The sequence below is a fragment of the Actinosynnema sp. NPDC004786 genome, assembly GCF_053601135.1.
In genome coordinates this window covers 16,921-34,839 of sequence record NZ_JBSGBG010000067.1, presented here as the reverse complement: position 1 = coordinate 34,839, position 17,919 = coordinate 16,921, and the positions used below count along the sequence as shown (strand labels likewise).

Sequence of the window (17,919 nt, the reverse complement as noted above, 5' to 3'; positions counted from 1 at the left end):
CCCTCCCGCGCATTCCCCGACCGGGTGGTGGCGGTCCCCGGCGATCACGCTTTTCGATCGCCGGGGATCAGGGCGCGAACGGTCGACTCTCAGGCGACCTCGCCCGCGACGCCGGAGGCGGCGCAATCCAACACAGCGGCGCAGTTCGACTCTGTATCTGACGCGGCGCTCGAAGCTCCGTAGTGTGTGGCGAGAAGTGTGCAGTCCGTGGCCCGGCAGGGGTCCGCGCCGGCGGGGTCCGGTGCGGAGGCGCGGCACCCCCTGGACCAGAGGAGGGGACGTGAGCCCTGCATCGCCGATCGCCGAGCTGGTGAGCGCGGCGGCGGAGGGCGATCAAGGCGCGTGGAACGAGATCGTCGAGCGTTACACGCCCTTGGTGCTGGCGGTGGTGCACCGGCACCGGTTGCGCCCCGCGGATGCGGCGGACGTGCACCAGACCGTGTGGTTGCGCCTGGTGGAGCAGGTCGGCAGGCTCCGCGAGGCGGACGCGCTGCCCGGTTGGATCGCCACGACCACCCGCAACGAGTGCCTGCGCGTGCTGCGGGCGCAGCAGCGCACGCAGCCGTTCGACCCGCAGTCGGAGGACGAGCCGGCGAGCCCGGACGACGCGGTGGCGGACCTGGACGAGGAGATGGAGGCCGCGCAGCGGCGGCAGGCGCTGCGCGAGGGCTTCCGCTCGCTGCCCGAGCAGTGCCGCGAGCTGCTGGCGAGGCTCATGGCCGACCCGCCGCCGAGCTACGCCGAGGTCGGCGAGGAGCTGGCGATGCCGGTGGGCAGCATCGGGCCCACCCGGATCAGGTGCCTGGAGAAGTTGCGCAAGACTCCCGCGGTGCTGAGGCTGGTCGAGCCGCGGCCGGTGGGCGGAGGAGGTGTGGTCGGTGTTGAAGGACGATCCGGGGTGGGAAAGCGATGAGGTGCTGCTCCGCGAGCTGGGCGAGGCCCTGGCGGAGGAGCGGGACGTGCCCGCGCACCTGCTGGAGGCGGCGCGGGCGGCGTACACGTGGCGCACGGTCGACGCCGAGTTGCTGGCGCTGACCAGCTACGACTCCGTCCTCGACCCGGGGCTCACGACGCGGGCGCGGGCGGCGCAGACGGCGCGGCAGCTGGTGTTCGACGCCGAGGGCGTGTCCGTGCAGGTGGAGGTGACCGAGGCGGGCGTCGCGGGCCAGGTGCTGCCCGCGGGGCCGGGCCGGGTGGTGCTGCTGCGGGCGACGGGACCGGTGGAGGAGGCGGAGCTGGACGAGCTGGGCATGTTCCTGCTCGGCCCGCCGCCGCCGGGGCCGATCCGATTGCGCTGCGAGGTCGCCGGCACGACGGTGCTGACGGAGTGGGTCTGCGTGTAACCCGATCCGGTAAACCTTGACGGCGGTGGCCGCCGGTCCGGAAGATTCACCCTGACCTGATCTTCACCCCACCGCCGCCGCCCCCACATGACCGAGCCCGCCCGCGTGACCCCGGCCGAGGGAACCCCACCCGCGGCGGTCGAGGCGTGGGCGCTGCCGGAGCTGTTCCGGCAGGTCTTCCTCGGGTCCACGGCGGGCATCGCGATCTTCGACGGGGACGGCGCGCTGGTCGGCGCGAACCCGGCGCTGGAGGCGATGCTGCGGCCCGCCGACCTCGCCACCCTGTTCGGCGCGACGCCGCTGACCGCGGACTCGGTGCGGGTGCAGCGGCGGTTCACCGACGAGGCGGGCGACCCGGTGTGGGCGACGGTGGCGCTGTCGGTGGTGCGCGACGCCGACCGGCGGCCCCGCTGGCACGTCGCCGTGGTCGAGGACACCACCGAGCAGCGGGTGCTGCGGGACTACCTGCGCCACCAGTCGCTGCACGACGTGCTGACCGGCCTGCCGAACCGGCAGAGCTTCCTGCCGAAGCTGGAGCAGGTGCTGAGCCGGCCGGGCTCGATCACGTTGATCTACCTGGACGTGGACAGCGTCGCCATCGTCAACGACGGCCTCGGCTACGAGGCGGGCGACGAGCTGCTGAAGGTGGTGGCACGGCGGCTGACCGAGGTCGTGGCCGGCGAGAGCGCGACGGTGGCCCGCATCGGCGGCGACGAGTTCGTGGTGCTGATCGAGGACTCGCCCACCACGCCCGGGATCTCCGCGCTGGCCGAGGCGATCGAGGCTGCGCTGGTGGAGCCGGTGAGCCTGGCCGGGCACGGCGTGGGCGTGTCCGCGGGCATGGGCTTCGTCCGCACGTCGGCCCGCGGGTCGGACGCGATGGCGTTGCTGCGCCAGGCGCACAGCACGCTGCGCCGCGCGGAGACCGGCGGCAAGGGCCAGTGGGGCGTCTACGACGAGGGGCGGGACGCCCGCGACCGCACCAGGCTGTCGTTGATCGCGACCATGCCGGGCGCGTTGCAGAACGGTGAGATCGCGCTGGACTACCTGCCCGTGACGGGGCCGGGCGGTGACCGGGTCGCGGTGGCGGCGCGGCTGCGGTGGCACGAGGCGGAGTACGGGCCGGTGTCGCACGAGGAGTGCCTGCGGTTCGCCGACGAGCTGGGGTTGAGCGGCCAGCTCGCGGAGTGGGTGCTGGAGGAGGCGTGCGGTTTCGCGGCGGCGGAGGAGCTGCCGGTCGTGGTGCGGTTGTCGCCGGACCAGTCGCGCGACCCGGACCTCACCGCGCCGGTCGCCGACGCGTTGCGCGCCTCCGGGCTGCCGCCGGAGCGGCTGTGGCTGAGCCTGTCCGCGCGGTGCCTGACCTCGCCGGCCCACGCCGAGGACCTCGACGCGGTGGAGGACAACCTGACCTCGTTGCGGGACATGGGGATCCGCCTGCTGCTGCACGACGTCACGTTCGCCCTGCCGGAACTGTCCGCCGTGGAGCGTCACGGGCTGCACGGCGTGATGCCGGTCGCGCCGCCGGCGGAAGCGTTGGCGCACAAGGCGTTCGCCGCGGTGCTGCCGCTGGTGCGGGCCGCCGGGGCGCTCGTCGTCAGCGACGGCGGGCTGCCGGAGGCGGACCTGGTCGTGCGATCGTGATGATCTCGCGGCTGGTGGCGGTGAACGGCGAGCGGTCCCAGTCGCCGTAGCGCTCCGCCACCTCGAACCCGGTCTCGCGCAGCAACGCGTCGAGCCGGTCCGCCGGCAGGAACCGCAGGGAGCCCCGGTCGACGCGGGGCTCGGGCCAGTCCGGGCAGCTGAACGTCTCGGTCATCGTCACCACCCCGTCCACCACGCTCTCCACCCGGTGCTCGACCCGGACCCGTTCGCCGTGCGCGCCGACGACGTCCACGCCGTGCTCGGGCGTCCAGCGCTCCCACGCCCGCGCGCCGGGGTTGCGGGTCTCGAACGCGAACCGCCCGCCCGGCGCGAGGGCCGCGCGGACGGCGGTGAACTGCTCGCGGACCCGCTCGTCGGTGAGGAAGACCTGGAACACGTGCCCGGTCATGACGACCAGGTCGAACCCGGCGTCGAACGACACCGTGCCGAGGTCGCCGAGCACCCACTCCACGTCGTCGGCGCGACGCGCCTGCGCGAGCATGCCCCGCGCCGGGTCGAGCCCGACCAGCCGGCCGCGGTGCCCGGCCGCGCGCGCCTCGATCAGCAGCGCGCCCGTGCCGCAGCCGACGTCCAGCACCGCGTCGGCGTCGAGCACCAGGTCCAGGTAGAAGTCGGTGTCGGCGCGCGAGGAGTTGATCACGTCGTAGTAGGCGGCGAGGTCCGGGTCCTCGAAGGAGTCGGCCATCGCCCGAGTGTGGCCCCGCACGACGGAGGCCGCGACCGGATTTCCGGTCGCGGCCTCCGTGGTGTCCCGTCAGGCGAACGTCGGCTGCCGCATCGCGTGCTGCACCAACGTGATCAACGTCTGCTTGGTCGACTGCCGGTTGCGCGCGTCGCAGGGCACGATCGGCACCGACTCGTCGATCGTCAGCGCCTCCCGGATGTCCTCGATGCGGTGGTGCAGCAGGCCGTCGAAGCAGTTCACGCCCACCACGTACGGCAGCTCGCGGTCCTCGAAGAAGTCGATCGAGGCGAACGCGTCGGACAGCCGGCGGGTGTCGACCAGCACGACCGCGCCGATCGCGCCCCGCACCAGGTCGTCCCACATGAACCAGAACCGGTGCTGGCCCGGTGTGCCGAACAGGTACAGGATCAGGTCCTGGTCCAGCGACACCCGGCCGAAGTCCATGGCCACCGTGGTGGTCATCTTGTTGGGGGTGGCCGTCAGGTCGTCCACGCCGACGCTGGCCTCGGTCATGACCGCCTCGGTGGTCAGCGGCACGATTTCCGACACGGACCCGACGAAGGTCGTCTTGCCGACGCCGAACCCGCCGGCCACCACGATCTTCGTCGACGTGACGGTCAGGCTCGCCGCGGGTGACCCCGGCCGTCCGGGAGCGCCACCGCTCATGTTGCTCTGCTTTCCCTAGTAGTAGGACCTCGCCGGGTGGTGGGACCTCAGCCGCGCATGGCGACGTGCAGCTGCGAGCGGATCTCCGGGGTGAGCTGCACGCCGACCCGCTCGACCAGCCGCGTCATCGCGTAGCCGATGAGGCCGATGTCGCAGTTGGGGGCGGCCAGCACGGCCAGGCACGAGCCGTCGCTGATGGACATCAGGAACAGGTAGCCCCGTTCCATCTCCACCACGGTCTGCTTGACGTCACCCGCCTCGAAGCACCGCGCCGCGCCCAGGTTCAGGCTCACCAGACCCGACGCGACGGCGGCGAGTTGCTCGGCGCGGTCGATCGGCAACCGCTCCGACGAGGCGAGCAACAAGCCGTCCGCGGACACCACGATCGCGTGCGCGACGCCCGCGACCCGGGCGACGAAGTCATCGACCAGCCAACTGAAGTTGTCGAGTTCCTCGGTTGCGGTGGTCACTTCTGCTCCTTGGTCTGATCGCCGCTCCGGGCGGCGGAGTTGTCCTCGTTGCCGAACGACAAGCCTTCCCACGGCAGACCGGCCTCGTCGCCGGACTGGCGGCCGAGCTGAACGCCGCGTTGGTAGGTGGCGAAGCGCTGGCGCAACCGGTCGGCCGACCGGCGCGGCGGCGCGGCGGTCGCCACGCCGGCCGGCGTGGCCCCGTTCGCGGACGGCTGCGCCGACGCGGGCGCGGCGCCTCCGCGTGGTGCGGGCGCGCTGAGCGAGCCCGGCATCAGGCGCGCCTTGGGGACGCGCTTGGGCAGGCCCGCGGTGGTCGTGTCGTCCACCGGGGCCTTGAGCGCACTGGTGGCGGCCGTCCAGCTGTCGTCGGCCGCGGCGCCCCAGCCGGGCGCCGACGCGCCGGACGACGGGATCGCGGACGGCGCGGGCTCGCGCTTGGGCAGCCCGGCGGGCGTGCTGCCGCGCGGCGCGGGCGGCGTCGGCCTGGCCGGCGCGGGCGACGGCGCGATCAGGTCGGACCGGTCGGTGTACGCGGTCTGCTCGGAGGCGGTGCCCTCGTGCCCCGCGCCGCCGTCGGAGCCCATCAGCTCGGCCCGGTCGGCGAACATCGTCTTCTCGGACGCCGTCTCCGGCGGCGCGGCGGCCTGCGGCTGGTCGGCGAACTCGCCGCGCAGCACGCCGTCGGGCTCGCCGCCCTGGAACCAGCGCGACAGGACGTCCTCGTAGATCGGCAACCGCTGGGTGGACGCGTCGTCCTCCTCTTCGACCACGGCCGGGGCGGGCGCGGGCGCCGCGGCGGCCGGCGGGTAGGAGTAGTCCGGGACCTCGTCGCCGGGCGGCGGCAGGGTCTCGGTCACGGTGGCGGTGAACAGGTCGTCCACCGGGGTCTGCTCGACCTGGAAGAACCCGCCGGGCTCGACCTCGTGCGTGTGCACGACCTGCGGACCGGTCGTGGCGGGCAGCTCCAGCGGCGCGTAGCCGCCGGGCGCGACCTCCGGCGTCCACTTGGGCACGCCCGCCAGCACGCCGACGCCGCTGTCCTCGAGCTGCGGCGCGACCTGGCGCTGCGGCAGGGCCGCGGGCACGGGCTTGGGCTGCAACGGCTCGGGGCCGCGGTGCAGCAGGTCGACCGGGAGCACGACCTGGGCCGTGACGCCGCCCTCTATGTCGTCGTTGTTGCTCAGCGTGACCCGGATGTTGTGCCGCTTGGCGAGCTGGCCGACCACGTACAGGCCCATCTCGCGGGCCACGGACACGTCGACCTCGGGCGGGTCGGCGAGCTTGGTGTTGGCCTCGATGACGTCCTGCTCCTGCATGCCGACACCGCGGTCGTGGATGCGGATGGACACCTCGCCGCGCCGGGTCTCGATGGCCCGCACGGTCACCTTGGTGGTGGGCTTGGAGAACGCGGTCGCGTTGTCCAGCAGCTCGGCGATGAGGTGCGCGAGGTCGTTGACCACGCGGCCCTGCACCTTCAGCTCCGGCGCGGGCGCGATCTGGATGCGCGCGTACTTCTCGACCTCGGACACCGCGGCGCCCAGCACCTCGGAGATCGGCACCGGCCGGGTGACGCGGCGGTTGACCGTGGTGCCGGAGAGCACCAGCAGGTTCTCGCTGTTGCGGCGCATCTGGGTGGCCAGGTGGTCCAGCTCGAAGAGGCTGGCGAGCTGGTCGGGGTCCTGCTCGTCCTGCTCCAGCCGGTCGATGACGGTGATCTGCCGCTCGACCAGCGCCTGCGAGCGCCGGGACAGGTTGATGAACATGTCGTTGACGTTCGCGCGCAGCGCCACCTGCTCGACCGCGAGGCGGACGGCTTCGCGCTGCACGGCGTCGAACGCCCGCGCCACCTGGCCGACCTCCTCGGTGGTGTTGATCGGCACCGGCACCAACGCCTCCTCCGCGGCCCGGGCCGGGTCGCGGTGCGTCCGGATCCGCTTGATCGCGTCCGGCAGGCGGTTGCGGGCCACGTCGAGCGCGGTGCGGCGCAGCAGGCGCAGCGGGGTCAGCATGGAGCGGGCGACGAACGCCATGAGGGCGAACGCGATCACCAGGGCCACGGCGACGAGCGCCGCGTCGCGCCAGGCGGACGCGCGGGCCGCCTCGGTGAGGTCGATCGACGCCTGGTCGGCCTGCCGCTCGATGTCCTGCGACACCTCGCGCAGCAGCGCCGCGGTCTCCTCGCCGACCGCCATCACGTCGGTGTCCGAGATGGACACCTTGCCCGCGTCGTCCTGCTGCACGAGCGCGAGCTGCACCAGGCTGTTGCGGGCGTCGACCGCCGTGCCGGACACGGTGTCCGACAGCAGCTGCCGGTTGTCCTGGCTCGCGGTGTTGGCGAAGTCGGTGAGCGCCGCGTCCAACCTGGACTGCGCGGCGCGCAGCGCGTTGGCCTGGCCGGGCGCGAACTCGCCGCGCTTGGCCGTCGCCAGCAGGATCGAGTTCTGCTGGGAGAGCTGCTCCTTCGCCGAGTACAGCGCGAGGTTGGCGCCCGCCAGCGGCGTGATCGTCTCGTGGCTCAGGCTGCTCGCGGTGGCGCGGTGCACCTGGGACAGCGCGGCCAGCACCTGGCCGTAGGCGCTGTGCACCGAGATGTCGGGGTACTTGGTGGTGGTCACCGTGTTCCGCAGCGCGTTGAGGCCGTCCAGCGACTGCAACGACTTCTGGAACGCCTCCCGCACCGCGTCGTCGACGCCGGTCGTGGTGGCGGCGACGTCGCGCAGCCTGCCGACCTCGGCGTCCACCTTGCCCGACCGCGTCTGCAGCTCGGGCAGGTTCTCGCCGCGGCCGCCCGCCACGTACCAGACCGCGGCGTCGCGCTCCAGCTGCAACGCGTCGGAGACCGCGGCCACCTGGGCGGACAGCTGCAGCTCGCGCTGCACCTGGCCGAACAGCTCCACGTCGTCGAGCTGCGTGTTCAACCTCAACCCGGCGAGGGCCAGCGTGCTCAGCGCGGGCACCAGGAGCACCACGGCGAGCTTGCTGCGCAGGCGCCAGTTCCGCAGGCGCCACCGGGAAATCCCCCGGTCGGCGGGCACGGCGCCTGTGCCGGGACCCGAGTCGGGCGGACCGCTCCCGGCCGCACCCGTGTCGAGTTGAATCCGCTCCGGATCTCTCCCGGAGGCGTGGTCGTCGTGACCGCGCACCGTCAGCACACTCCCCAGCCCGGTGAAACGACACATCCCTACAAACCCGGTGGATCTTGGTGGAAAAATCCGCCGAGTCATACCGCCGTTCGGACGAGACAGCCGGTAGTTTGCCAATCAACCATTGTCGCGCGCACCACGGCGGGACGCGCTAAACGATCGCTAACCGGCGTTCATGGCTTTTTCACACCCTCGACCCGAACGGGAAACACCCCGAGCGGGGGGAGCCCGGCGACAGGCTCCCCCCGTCGAGATCAGCTACCCGACTGGGTGACCAACATCGGCTTGACGTCGAAGTCCTTCTCCAGCAAGCCGTAGGTTCGCATCAGGCCCGCCACGCGCTGCAGGCGGGTGGCGTCCAGCGTGGTCGGGAACTCGCCGAAGTGCACGAGGCTGGCGGTTTCCTTGTCGACCTTGGCGTACTCCACCAGGAGCGGCTCGACCGTGGGCCGGTCGGCCGCGTCGCGCTGGCCCTTGGCCATCGCGCGCTGGAACGCGGCGACGGTGTTGGGGTTCTCCTTCACGAACTTCCCGGTCGTGGCGTAGCCCGCGATCGGGATGTCGGCCGTCGGGCCGGACGCGGCGTCGAGCACCGTGATCTGGCCGCTCGCGCGCTGGGCGCGGCTGATGAACGGCTCGACCATGAAGGCGGCGTCGACGGTGCCGTTCTGCACCGCGGCCTCCATGTCCGGGAACGGGAACTCCTTGAACGTGACCTTGGCGGGGTCGACGTCGTTGGCCTCCAGCGTCGCCTTCGCGGTCAGCTCGGCGATGTTCCGGAACGTGTTGATCGCGATGGTCTTGCCCTCGAGGTCCTTCGGCGACTTGATCGGGGAGTCCGCCTTGGCGAGGATCAGGAACATCTCCGGCTTGGCCTGGTACCCGTCGCTGACCAGCTTCAGGCCGTCGACGCTCTTGGCGGCCTCCTTCGCCTCGGCGCCGAAGAACGAGACCCAGTTGCCGAACGAGATGTCCAGCTCGCCGTTGATCAGGCCCGGGATGGCCGCGGCGCCACCCTGGATGATCTTGGCGTCGACCTCGAGGCCCTCCTCCTTGAAGTAGCCCTTCTTGATCGCGACGTGGACCGACGCCACGTCCAGGATGGGGAGCAGGCCAAGGGTGATCTTGGCCTTTTCGACCTTGCCCGGTGCCGCGGCTTCGGTGGGCTTCTCCTCGGAACCACCGAGCGCACCGCAGGCGGAGACCACGGCGAGCATCGCGACAGCGGACACTACACCGAAGATCCTTCGTGCCGAGAGGCCGACTCTTCGAGTCATGGGGGGCATCTCCTGTTGGAGTGACGACTTTGCGGGGGCAGGATGCACGGGCGACGGAGGCGCTGCGGAACCACTCAAAGTGACACGAGTGGCTCGGCAAGACCCCAGTCGACCGACACTCGAAGGCTGATCCACTACCTTCGGTGAGCATCTTTGCACAGGCTGTCCAGAGGTTGGGGTATGCGGTGAGCGATCTTGACGCGGAATGGGCCGTACAGAGCAACCGGCGTCCCGTGGGCATCGTCGGAGCGGGCCCGGCGGGATTGACGTTGGGGAACCTGCTCCGCGAGGCCGGAATCCCCTGCGTGGTGCTGGAAAAAGGCACCCGGGAGTACATCGAGAACCGGCCGCGCGCCGGGGTCCTGGAGCACCGCGCGGTGCAGATGTTGACGGAGCACGGGCTCGCGGACCGGTTGCTCCGAGAGGCGGACAGGCACGGGGCGTGCGAGTTCCGGGTGAACGGCCAGGCGTACGAGGTGGACTACGCCACCCTGTACGACGGCCAGACGCACTACATCTACCCGCAGCAGGAGGTCGTCCAGGACCTCGTGCGGCACTACGCGGACGAGCGCGGCGGCGACGTGCGGTGGTCCGTCACGGACGTCGAACTGCACGACATCGAAGGTCCGGAACCGGCTCTGACCTGGACCAACGCCGACGGCACGCGGGAGCGGCTCGACTGCTCGTTCATCGCGGGCGCGGACGGCTTCCACGGCGTGACCCGGCGCAGCATCCCGGCGGGCGCGGTGCAGGAGTTCAGCCACCAGCACGGCATCGAGTGGCTGAGCATCCTGGCGGAGGCCCCGCCATCCACCCACAAGGTGATTTACGCGCTTCACCCGGATGGATTCGCGGGGCACATGCTCCGCAGTTCCACGGTTTCGCGCTACTACCTCCAGGTCCCCGTGGACGACACGGTCGACAACTGGCCCGACGAGCGGGTGTGGGCGGAGCTGCACAAGCGGTTGGCACTACGGGACTCCGACTGGAAGTTGACGGAGGGCCGCATCGTCGAGAAGCGCATCCTGGACATGCGCAGCCACGTGGTCGAACCAATGAACCACGGCCGGCTGTACCTCCTCGGCGACGCCGCGCACATCATCACCCCGGTGGGGGCAAAGGGAATGAACCTCGCGTTGCACGACGCCGAGGTGCTGGCCGACGCCCTGACTCGGTACCACCGAACGGGTGATGAGACGGGCCTGCGGAGCTACTCCGAGGTGTGCCTGCGACGCGTGTGGCGTGCGCAGGAGTTCTCGCAGTGGATGGTGTTCATGATCCACCGTTCGCCGGAGCCGTTCCTGAGCCGGTTGGGCCAGGCCCGACTCGAACACCTCATCGCCTCCGGGTCGTCGGCGGGCTATTTCGCGCAAAACTACGTAGGGCCTTGAGAAAACCAACTTACGATTAGCCGGGCCGTTCCCCGCGGCGACGTCCGCGCGATCACCCGGCACTGAGAGCGGAAAGCCGGAGCCTTGTTCTCCGCCACGGCACGCGTTGTGCCCGTCCCGGAGAACAAGGCAATGGCCGCACTCGGAGAACAGGCGACGGCCGCAGCCCCCGGAAGAATCGGGGCCGACGCCGAATCCGACACCCCGGCGCACGGGAATCGCACTGCATTCGCCGCCGATTCCACCCCGTGGACCCCGTCGCGCGCCGCGAGGGGGCGGGCCGACGGCGGCCGGACCCCATAGGAATTCCCGATGGAATGACCGCGGCACGGCCGACAAGACCCCGGCCGGCGCCACGCCGGGTAATCGGTCAATGACCGCACGCTGATCACCCGGCGGTGGCGGTTGATCAATTTCCGGCCCGGACCGATGTCGAATCGTTGCGAACGACCACCGTCGAATCGCGGCGGTGAACCGGCGTGATCCCCGGTCCGCGACGGCCGTCCGGGCCGACCCGACCAGGCCCCGGCACACGCCCCAGGGCCGCTCGTCGGCGCTCTGCGGGCGTCCCCGCCCACGGCCCCGGGTCCCACCCCTCACGGACGCGCTCAGCGCCCCGTACGCCGCCCGGAAACCCGTCCGCCACAACGACAACGGGCGACCCGCGTCGCCGGCCCGGGAGGGCCGTCGAGCCGCGGGTCGCCCGTCGCACGTGCCAGGGGCTTACCGGGAGGGTGATCAGGTCGTGGCGCGCTCCTCGGCCTCGGCCCGCGAGACCTCCGCCCGCTCCGCCTCGGCCCACTTCGCCGCCTGCTGCTCGTTCGCCAACCGCCGCGCCCGGACCTCCTCCGAGGTCTTGCCGACGTTCAGCAGCCGCGCGACCTCCGCCCGCAGCGCGACGAACGCCTCGGACTCGCGCGTGGTGATCTGGTCCCGCTGCGCGGGCAGGTCCACCTTCAGGTCGGCCACCACCGAGGCGGGCGACGTGGACAGCACGAGGATCCGGTCGCCGAGGTAGACGCTTTCGTCGATGTCGTGCGTCACCACGAGCACCGTGGTGTCCTGCTCGGTGCGCACCTTCAGCAGCAGGTCCTCCAGCTCGAACCGGGTCTGCGCGTCCACCGACGCGAACGGCTCGTCCATCAGCAGCAGCGCGGGCCGGTAGGCCAGCGCGCGGGCGATGGCGACGCGCTGCTGCATGCCGCCGGAGAGCTGCCACGGGTACTTGCGCCCCGCCGCCGACAGGCCGACCCACTCCAGCGCCTCGGCCGCGCGGGCGCGGCGCTCGGCGCGACCGAGGCTGCGGCGCAGCGGGAACTCGACGTTCTTCTGCACCGTCAACCAGGGGAACAGCGAGCGGCTGTAGTCCTGGAACACCACGGCCAGGTCGTCGGGCACGCCCCGGACCTCGTTGCCGTGCAGGCTGATCTCGCCGCGGGTCGGGCGGATCAGGCCGGAGATGGTGCGCAGCAGCGTGGACTTGCCGCAGCCGGACGGGCCGACCACGCAGACCAGCTCGCCGGTGCCGACGGTGAACGACAGGTCGGCGATCGCGGTGTGCGCGCCGTCCTTCGCCTGGTACGTGTGGCCGAGGTCGGCCACTTCGAGCATCGCGGTCATACTTTTTCCTCCACCGTCGCGGGGGTGCGCTCCTGCTTCGGTTGCCACGCAAGGGCTTTGCGCTCGAAGGCGAGGAGCACGGTGTTGAGGGCGTAGCCGAGGACACCCAGCAGGATGATCCCGGCCCACATGTCGGGGAAGTCGAACTCCCGCTGTGCGACGAGGAGTTGCGACCCGATCCCGTTGTCGGTTCCGACCAGTTCGGAGACGACCATGAGCACCAGCGACAGCGACAGGGAGACCCGCAACCCGGCGAAGATCTTCGGCGCCGCGGAAGGCAGGACGACACCGAGGATCCACTGTGGCTTGGGGATGCGGAACACCGCCGAGGTCTCGAACTTCGTGGCGTCGACGGAGCGGGCTCCGTCGACGGTGTTGAGCAGGATCGGCCACAGCACGCCGAAGACGATCGTGGCGAGCTGCATCCGGGTGCCGACGCTGAACACGAGCAGGAACACCGGCACCAGCAGCGGCGGCGGGATCGAGCGCATGAACGTCAGCAGGGGCCCGACGTACTCGGTGGCCGTCGCGGAACGGCCGAGCGCGACGCCGAGCGAGATGCCGAGCACGGCGGCGATGCCCCACCCGGCGAGCAACCGGCCGATGCTCGGCAGCATGTGCTCGAACACCGCGTCGGTGAGGAACAGGTCCCCGGCGGGGCCGGAGAACCACAGGTCGTGCGCCGCCGCGACGATCTCCGACGGCGGCGGGAAGAACGTGTCGTCTGCGTACCAGGTGAGCAGTTCCCAGACCACGACGAGGCCCGCGAACACCGCCCACCGCTGGACGAATCGGGTCACGACCGACCTCCGGTGACCGAGCTCCAGCCGACCCAGCGCCGCTGGGCCCGTTCCAGTCCTTCGTTGAGGGCGTAGCCGATCACGCCCGCGACCACGGTGCCGGCGAGGACGATGTCCATCCGGCCCGCGCCGCTGCGCGCGATCGCGATGTACTGCCCGATGCCGCCGGAGCCGCCTTCGAGCAGTTCCACGCTGACGATCACGACCAGGCTCGTCGTGGCGGCGAGCCGGATGCCGGTCAGCACGAACGGCGACGCGCTGGGCAGCGCCACGGACGCCAGCACGCGCAGCCGGCCCGCGCCGAACGCGCGTGCCGTCTCGACCAGCAGGGGGTCGAGCTCGTCGAGCGCGTAGATGGTGTTGAACAGGATGGGCCAGATCGCCGCGTACACCGCGAGGGTGATCTTGGTTTCCGGCCCGATGCCCAGCAGCAGCACCGCCAACGGGATCAGCGCCACCGACGGGATGGGGCGCAGGAACTCGATCACCGCGCGGGTGGCGTGCCGGACGGACGCCACGCTGCCCAGGACGAGGCCGAGCGGGACGGCGATCCCGGCGGACAGCCCCACGGCGATGAGGACGGCGAGGACCGTCGCGAGGACGTCCCGCAGGAAAGCCTCATCCCCCAACAACTTCACGAGTTCCACCGCTACGACGGACGGCGGTGGCAGGTACTCCGAGGGAACCAGCCGGGACCGGCCGAACAGCTCCCAGACGACGAGGAACCCGGCCACACCGAGCAGTCCTCGGGTGAGCGCACGCACGCGCAAACGCCTCTTCCCAGTTGATCAACCCCAGCCAACCCGGCTCAATCTAGAGAGAGAAGTCCGCCACCACAATGAGTGGCGGGAAAACTTCATGATGTGATCTTGCAACGGGCGTCCGAACCGCGCCGGCGCGGCCGAATCCCTTCCGCTGAGTGGAATCAGGGGTTGGCGCAGGGCGGGTCGTAGGGCATATCGGGGACGTGGGCCGCCGGCCGATGACGGCGGGGTGGGCGGTGGCGCGGATCCGGGACACCACCTCGTCCGGGTTGGTTCCCCGGGAGCGCAGCGCCGAACCGCCCGCGCCGACGAGCGTGCGAGCACGCGGCCGCCGACGGCGAGCGCGGTGACCGGCCCGCCGCCGTCGACAGGTCCCACGCCGGGGCCGACCTGTGGGAGAACCGCGCCACGAGGCAGCGGGCGGTGGAGCGGGGTAAGCGCTCCGCAGGAGGGCGCTCGGCGGTGAAGAGCGCCCGTCCCGGTTACAGCCCGACGGCCTTGTAGAGGGAGCCGACTTCCTGCCGGTTGAGCACCCGCATCGAGCCGGGGCGCTGGTTGCCCAGCCGCACGTCGCCGACGGCGGTGCGGACCAGGCTCTGCACGGGGTGGCCGACGTGGTCGAGCAGGCGGCGCACGATGTGCTTGCGGCCCTCGTGCAGGACCACCTCGACCAGCGCCTTGCCCGGCATGGACGAGATCAGCTTGAACGAGTCGACCGCGATCGGGCCGTCCTCCAGCTCGACGCCCGCGCGCAACCGCTTGCCCAGGTCCTTCGGGATCGGGCCGGGCACCTCGGCCAGGTAGGTCTTGGTGATCTCGTAGGACGGGTGCATGAGCCGGTGCGCGAGGTCGCCGTCGTTGGTCAGCAGCAGCAGGCCCTCGGTGTCGGCGTCGAGCCGGCCGACGTGGAACAGGCGTTCCTTGCGCTGGTGCAGGTAGTCGCCGACGCACGGCCGGTGCGCGTCGTCGTGCATGGTGGACAGCACGCCGCGCGGCTTGTTGAACGCGATGGTGACGACGTCTTCCTTCAGCACCACGCGCACGCCGTCCACGTGCACGACGGCGGTGTCCGGGTCGATGCGGCGGCCCTGCTCGCGGACCACCTCGCCGTCGACCTGGACGCGGCCGAGTTCGATCAGCTCCTCGGCGACCCGCCGCGAGGCGATGCCCGCCTTGGCGAGCACCTTCTGGAGCCGGATCCCCTCGGGGTGGGCCTGGTCAGACATCGTCGATCGCATCCACTTCGGGCAACAGGGGGGCGATCGGCGGCAGATCGCCCAACGACGACAGCCCCAACCGCTCCAGGAACAGTTCGGTCGTGCGGTAAAGGATGCCACCCGTGTCGGAGTCCGTGCCCGTCTCGGCGATCAGGCCGCGCGCGACGAGCGTGCGGATCACCCCGTCCACGTTCACCCCGCGCACCGCCGCGATCCGGGCCCTGGTCACGGGCTGCCGGTAGGCGATGACCGCGAGTGTCTCCAACGCGGCCCGGGTGAGCTTGGCGCGCTGCCCGTCGAGCAGCAGCTTCTCCACGAATGGCGCGAAGCGGTCCCGCGTGTAGAACCGCCAGCCGTCGCCGATTCTACGCAGGTCGATGCCGCTGCCCTGCTCGGTGTACCGGGCGGCCAGCCGGTGGAGGGCGGCGGTGACCCGTGCCACGGACTGCTCCAGCACGCCGGCGAGCTGCTCCTCGGCGATCGGGCTGTCCACGACGAGCAGGATCGACTCCAGCGCGCCCTCGAACTCGACGTCGTCGGACAGGTCGGGCAGGCCGCCCGCCTCGGCCTCCTCGTCGGCGGGCGGCTCCGGCGTCGGGAACAGGGCCGGCGCGGGGTCCCCCGCCGCGTCCGCCGGGGTGCGCGGTTCCCCCGGCGCCCCGACCCGCTCGACCTGGTCGCTCACCCGTACTCCTCGTCCTCGTCGCGGGCCTGTGCCCGCGCCTGTTCGATCGTCCCGCCGACCCACGTGATGCGCAGCTCGCCGAGCGGGTCCGGCTGCTCGAACGCCAGCACCTTCTCCCGGTACAGCTCCAGCAGCGCGAGGAACCGCGCGACGACCTCCATCGTCTCCGTGCACTCGGCGATGATCTCGGCGAACGTCGCCGTGCCGGCCTCCGCGAGCTGGGCCCGCAGCAGGTCGGCGTGCTCGCGCACCGAGACCCGGTGCTGGTGGATGTGCGAGGTGGACACCGTCGGCGGGGGCTTGGGCCGGAACACGGCGGCGGCGATCTCGGCGAACCGCCGGGCGTCCACGCCGAGCATCACCTCGGGCAGCAGCCCTTCGTAGCGCTGCTCCAGCGCCACCGACCGCGGGTAGCGCCGGTACGCGCCCCGTTCCAGCTCCCCGAACAGCGCCGCGACCTGCTTGTACGCCCGGTACTGCAGCAGCCGCGCGAACAGCAGGTCCCGCGCCTCCAGCAGCGCGAGGTCCTCCTCGTCCTCCACGTCGCCCGCGGGCAGCAGGCGGGCCGCCTTGAGGTCGAGCAGGGTCGCCGCGATGACCAGGAACTCGGTGGTCTCGTCCAGGTCCCACTGGTCGCCCAGCGCCCGGATGTGGGCGATGAAGTCGTCGGTGACCTGGTGCAACGCCACCTCGGTCACGTCGAGCGTGTGCTGCGAGATCAGCTGGAGCAGCAGGTCGAACGGGCCCTCGAAGTTGGTCAGCTTGACCTTGAACCGGCCGTCGTCGGGCGCGGGCTGGGCCTCGGGCGGCGCGACCTCGACCGGCGCGGGCGCCTCGGTGTCGGTCTCCGGCGCGTCACCGCTCACTGCTCGCGCAACCTACGCACGAGCAGCGAGTCGTCGCCGTGGCCTTCGAGGTCGTCCAGCACGATCGCGATGGCCTCGCGCACCACGCGTCCCCGGTCGACCGCGAGCCCGTGCTCGCCGCGCAGCGCGAGCCGCGCGTGCTCCAGCGCCAGCAACTCCTCGTCGGACACGTACACGGTGATCTTGGTGGAGTGCTTCTGCCGCCCCGTGCCGCGGCGTTGGGCGGGCCGGTCGGGCGTGGTGGCGTCCGCGGACGCGGCACCGGTCGTGAGGCGGAACAGCTCGGACGCGCCCGGCAGCGATGGGCGTCGCGTCACCGGGCGATCACCTCGCGCGCCAACGCGCGGTACGCCCTCGCGCCCCCCGAGCGCGGCGCCCAGCGGGTGATCGGCTCGCCGGCGACGGTCGTCTCCGGGAACCGGACGGTGCGGTTGATCACCGTGTCGAACACGACGTCGCCGAACGCCTCGACCACGCGCGCCATCACCTCGCGCGAGTGCAGGGTGCGCGGGTCGTACATGGTGGCGAGGATGCCGGTGATCTCGAGCTTCGGGTTCAACCGCTCCCTGACCTTCTCGATGGTGTCTATCAGCAGGGCGACCCCGCGCAGGCTGAAGAACTCGCACTCCAGCGGGATGAGGACGCCGTCGGCCGCCGCCAGGGCGTTGACCGTGAGCAGGCCGAGCGACGGCTGGCAGTCCACCAGCACGTAGTCGTAGTGGTCGATGACGGGCCGCAGCGTGCGCACGAGCGTGTGCTCCCGGCCCACCTCGGACACGAGCTGGATCTCGGCGGCGGAGAGGTCGATGTTGCTGGGCAGCAGGTCCATGCCCTCGACCGGGGTGCGCATGATCACGTCGTCGACGCCGACGTCGCGCTCCATGATCACGTTGTAGATGGTCTGGTCGAGCTGGTGCGGGTGCACCCCCAGGCCGACCGACAGCGCGCCCTGGGGGTCGAAGTCGACCAGCAGCACCCGCCGGCCGTACTCGGTGAGGGCCGCGCCGAGGTTGATGGTGGACGTGGTCTTGCCGACCCCGCCCTTCTGGTTGCACACGGCGAGGATCTTCGCCGGGCCGTGCCGGGCGATCAGCGGAGGTTCGGCGACGTGGCGCAGGGGCCTGCCGGTCGGCCCGATGTCGCCCGCGACCTGCTCGGTCGCGTCGTCGTCGGCCGGTGCGGCGTGCGGGGCGAGGCTCAGCTCGACCGAGGCGCGCGGCACACCGGACCGTGGCGGGGGCGGTGGGGGTGCGCCCCACGGGTGGCCCGCGTGTTCCGGTGTCGACATCGCCTTCCCGATTCCTAGTCCTCTGCCTGGGCGCAG

The 17,919-nt window shown here is 71.6% G+C and carries 17 protein-coding genes; 4 read left to right on the top strand and 13 right to left on the bottom strand.

The window, feature by feature from the left end; genetic code table 11:
* The first annotated feature begins 280 nt into the window (after nt 1–280).
* The 3 genes from ACWEFJ_RS36405 (at nt 281) to ACWEFJ_RS36395 (ending at nt 2,987) form a co-directional block, all read left to right on the top strand.
* Entirely contained in the window at nt 281–913 is a 633-nt protein-coding gene (locus ACWEFJ_RS36405) for an RNA polymerase sigma factor (RefSeq protein ID WP_378091935.1), read from the top strand.
* On the top strand, nt 879–1,343 hold the full coding sequence (locus tag ACWEFJ_RS36400) for a hypothetical protein (protein WP_378091933.1): 465 nt from the start codon (nt 879–881) through the stop codon (nt 1,341–1,343). Before ACWEFJ_RS36405 ends, ACWEFJ_RS36400 begins: the two co-directional genes overlap by 35 nt.
* Nucleotides 1,344–1,430: 87 nt before the next feature.
* Nucleotides 1,431–2,987 carry a diguanylate cyclase domain-containing protein gene (locus ACWEFJ_RS36395; protein WP_378091931.1) on the top strand — a complete coding sequence of 519 codons (1,557 nt, stop codon included), beginning with the start codon at nt 1,431–1,433 and terminating at the stop codon, nt 2,985–2,987.
* Here the strand turns inward: ACWEFJ_RS36395 and ACWEFJ_RS36390 are convergent.
* From ACWEFJ_RS36390 to ACWEFJ_RS36370, 5 genes are all read right to left on the bottom strand, one after another.
* A complete protein-coding gene (locus ACWEFJ_RS36390; RefSeq protein ID WP_449716550.1) occupies nt 2,941–3,693 on the bottom strand; it encodes a class I SAM-dependent methyltransferase in 753 nt (250 codons plus the stop codon). The genes ACWEFJ_RS36395 and ACWEFJ_RS36390 overlap by 47 nt on opposite strands.
* Nucleotides 3,694–3,762: 69 nt before the next feature.
* Nucleotides 3,763–4,359 (bottom strand): GTP-binding protein, encoded by a 597-nt coding sequence (locus ACWEFJ_RS36385; RefSeq protein WP_378091927.1) that lies wholly within the window; start codon nt 4,357–4,359, stop codon nt 3,763–3,765.
* A gap of 47 nt (nt 4,360–4,406) precedes the next feature.
* A complete protein-coding gene (locus ACWEFJ_RS36380) occupies nt 4,407–4,829 on the bottom strand; it encodes a roadblock/LC7 domain-containing protein (RefSeq protein WP_073890506.1) in 423 nt (140 codons plus the stop codon).
* On the bottom strand, nt 4,826–7,867 hold the full coding sequence (locus ACWEFJ_RS36375) for a sensor histidine kinase (RefSeq protein WP_378091924.1): 3,042 nt from the start codon (nt 7,865–7,867) through the stop codon (nt 4,826–4,828). The genes ACWEFJ_RS36380 and ACWEFJ_RS36375 overlap by 4 nt, the downstream gene beginning before the upstream one ends.
* A 362-nt stretch (nt 7,868–8,229) precedes the next feature.
* Nucleotides 8,230–9,207, bottom strand: a complete 978-nt coding sequence (locus ACWEFJ_RS36370) for an ABC transporter substrate-binding protein (protein ID WP_378091922.1) — start codon at nt 9,205–9,207, stop codon at nt 8,230–8,232.
* Between the two features lie 188 nt (nt 9,208–9,395).
* On the opposite strand from ACWEFJ_RS36370, the gene ACWEFJ_RS36365 reads away from it, so the two are divergent.
* Nucleotides 9,396–10,643: a 4-hydroxybenzoate 3-monooxygenase gene (locus ACWEFJ_RS36365; protein WP_378091920.1), complete on the top strand. Its 1,248-nt coding sequence runs from the start codon at nt 9,396–9,398 to the stop codon at nt 10,641–10,643.
* A 738-nt stretch (nt 10,644–11,381) separates the two neighbouring features.
* On the opposite strand, the gene ACWEFJ_RS36360 is transcribed toward ACWEFJ_RS36365, so the two are convergent.
* The 8 genes from ACWEFJ_RS36360 to ACWEFJ_RS36325 form a co-directional block, all read right to left on the bottom strand.
* On the bottom strand, nt 11,382–12,263 hold the full coding sequence (locus ACWEFJ_RS36360) for an ABC transporter ATP-binding protein (RefSeq protein WP_378091918.1): 882 nt from the start codon (nt 12,261–12,263) through the stop codon (nt 11,382–11,384).
* On the bottom strand, nt 12,260–13,063 hold the full coding sequence (locus ACWEFJ_RS36355) for an ABC transporter permease (protein WP_378091916.1): 804 nt from the start codon (nt 13,061–13,063) through the stop codon (nt 12,260–12,262). The genes ACWEFJ_RS36360 and ACWEFJ_RS36355 overlap by 4 nt, the downstream gene beginning before the upstream one ends.
* Complete coding sequence (locus tag ACWEFJ_RS36350) at nt 13,060–13,827, bottom strand: ABC transporter permease (protein WP_378091914.1); 768 nt, start codon at nt 13,825–13,827, stop codon at nt 13,060–13,062. Before ACWEFJ_RS36350 ends, ACWEFJ_RS36355 begins: the two co-directional genes overlap by 4 nt.
* A gap of 482 nt (nt 13,828–14,309) precedes the next feature.
* Nucleotides 14,310–15,053 (bottom strand): pseudouridine synthase, encoded by a 744-nt coding sequence (locus ACWEFJ_RS36345; protein WP_378091912.1) that lies wholly within the window; start codon nt 15,051–15,053, stop codon nt 14,310–14,312.
* Nucleotides 15,046–15,729, bottom strand: coding sequence for an SMC-Scp complex subunit ScpB (scpB, locus tag ACWEFJ_RS36340; protein ID WP_378091910.1), 684 nt, complete (start codon nt 15,727–15,729; stop codon nt 15,046–15,048). Before scpB ends, ACWEFJ_RS36345 begins: the two co-directional genes overlap by 8 nt.
* Nucleotides 15,726–16,595: a segregation and condensation protein A gene (locus ACWEFJ_RS36335; RefSeq protein ID WP_449716549.1), complete on the bottom strand. Its 870-nt coding sequence runs from the start codon at nt 16,593–16,595 to the stop codon at nt 15,726–15,728. Before ACWEFJ_RS36335 ends, scpB begins: the two co-directional genes overlap by 4 nt.
* A complete protein-coding gene (locus ACWEFJ_RS36330) occupies nt 16,592–16,912 on the bottom strand; it encodes a hypothetical protein (RefSeq protein ID WP_378091906.1) in 321 nt (106 codons plus the stop codon). Before ACWEFJ_RS36330 ends, ACWEFJ_RS36335 begins: the two co-directional genes overlap by 4 nt.
* The gene (locus tag ACWEFJ_RS36325; protein WP_378091904.1) at nt 16,909–17,883 is read right to left on the bottom strand and encodes a ParA family protein; all 975 of its coding nucleotides are present in this window, start codon (nt 17,881–17,883) and stop codon (nt 16,909–16,911) included. Before ACWEFJ_RS36325 ends, ACWEFJ_RS36330 begins: the two co-directional genes overlap by 4 nt.
* Nucleotides 17,884–17,919: the final 36 nt, after the last annotated feature.

Coding starts and splice junctions, on each gene's coding strand:
- ACWEFJ_RS36390 (WP_449716550.1), bottom strand. CDS start 3,693: ATGGCCGACTCCTTCGAGGACCCGGACCTCGCCGCCTACTACGACGTG.
- ACWEFJ_RS36385 (WP_378091927.1), bottom strand. CDS start 4,359: ATGAGCGGTGGCGCTCCCGGACGGCCGGGGTCACCCGCGGCGAGCCTG.
- ACWEFJ_RS36325 (WP_378091904.1), bottom strand. CDS start 17,883: ATGTCGACACCGGAACACGCGGGCCACCCGTGGGGCGCACCCCCACCG.
- ACWEFJ_RS36360 (WP_378091918.1), bottom strand. CDS start 12,263: ATGACCGCGATGCTCGAAGTGGCCGACCTCGGCCACACGTACCAGGCG.
- ACWEFJ_RS36345 (WP_378091912.1), bottom strand. CDS start 15,053: ATGTCTGACCAGGCCCACCCCGAGGGGATCCGGCTCCAGAAGGTGCTC.
- ACWEFJ_RS36395 (WP_378091931.1), top strand. CDS start 1,431: ATGACCGAGCCCGCCCGCGTGACCCCGGCCGAGGGAACCCCACCCGCG.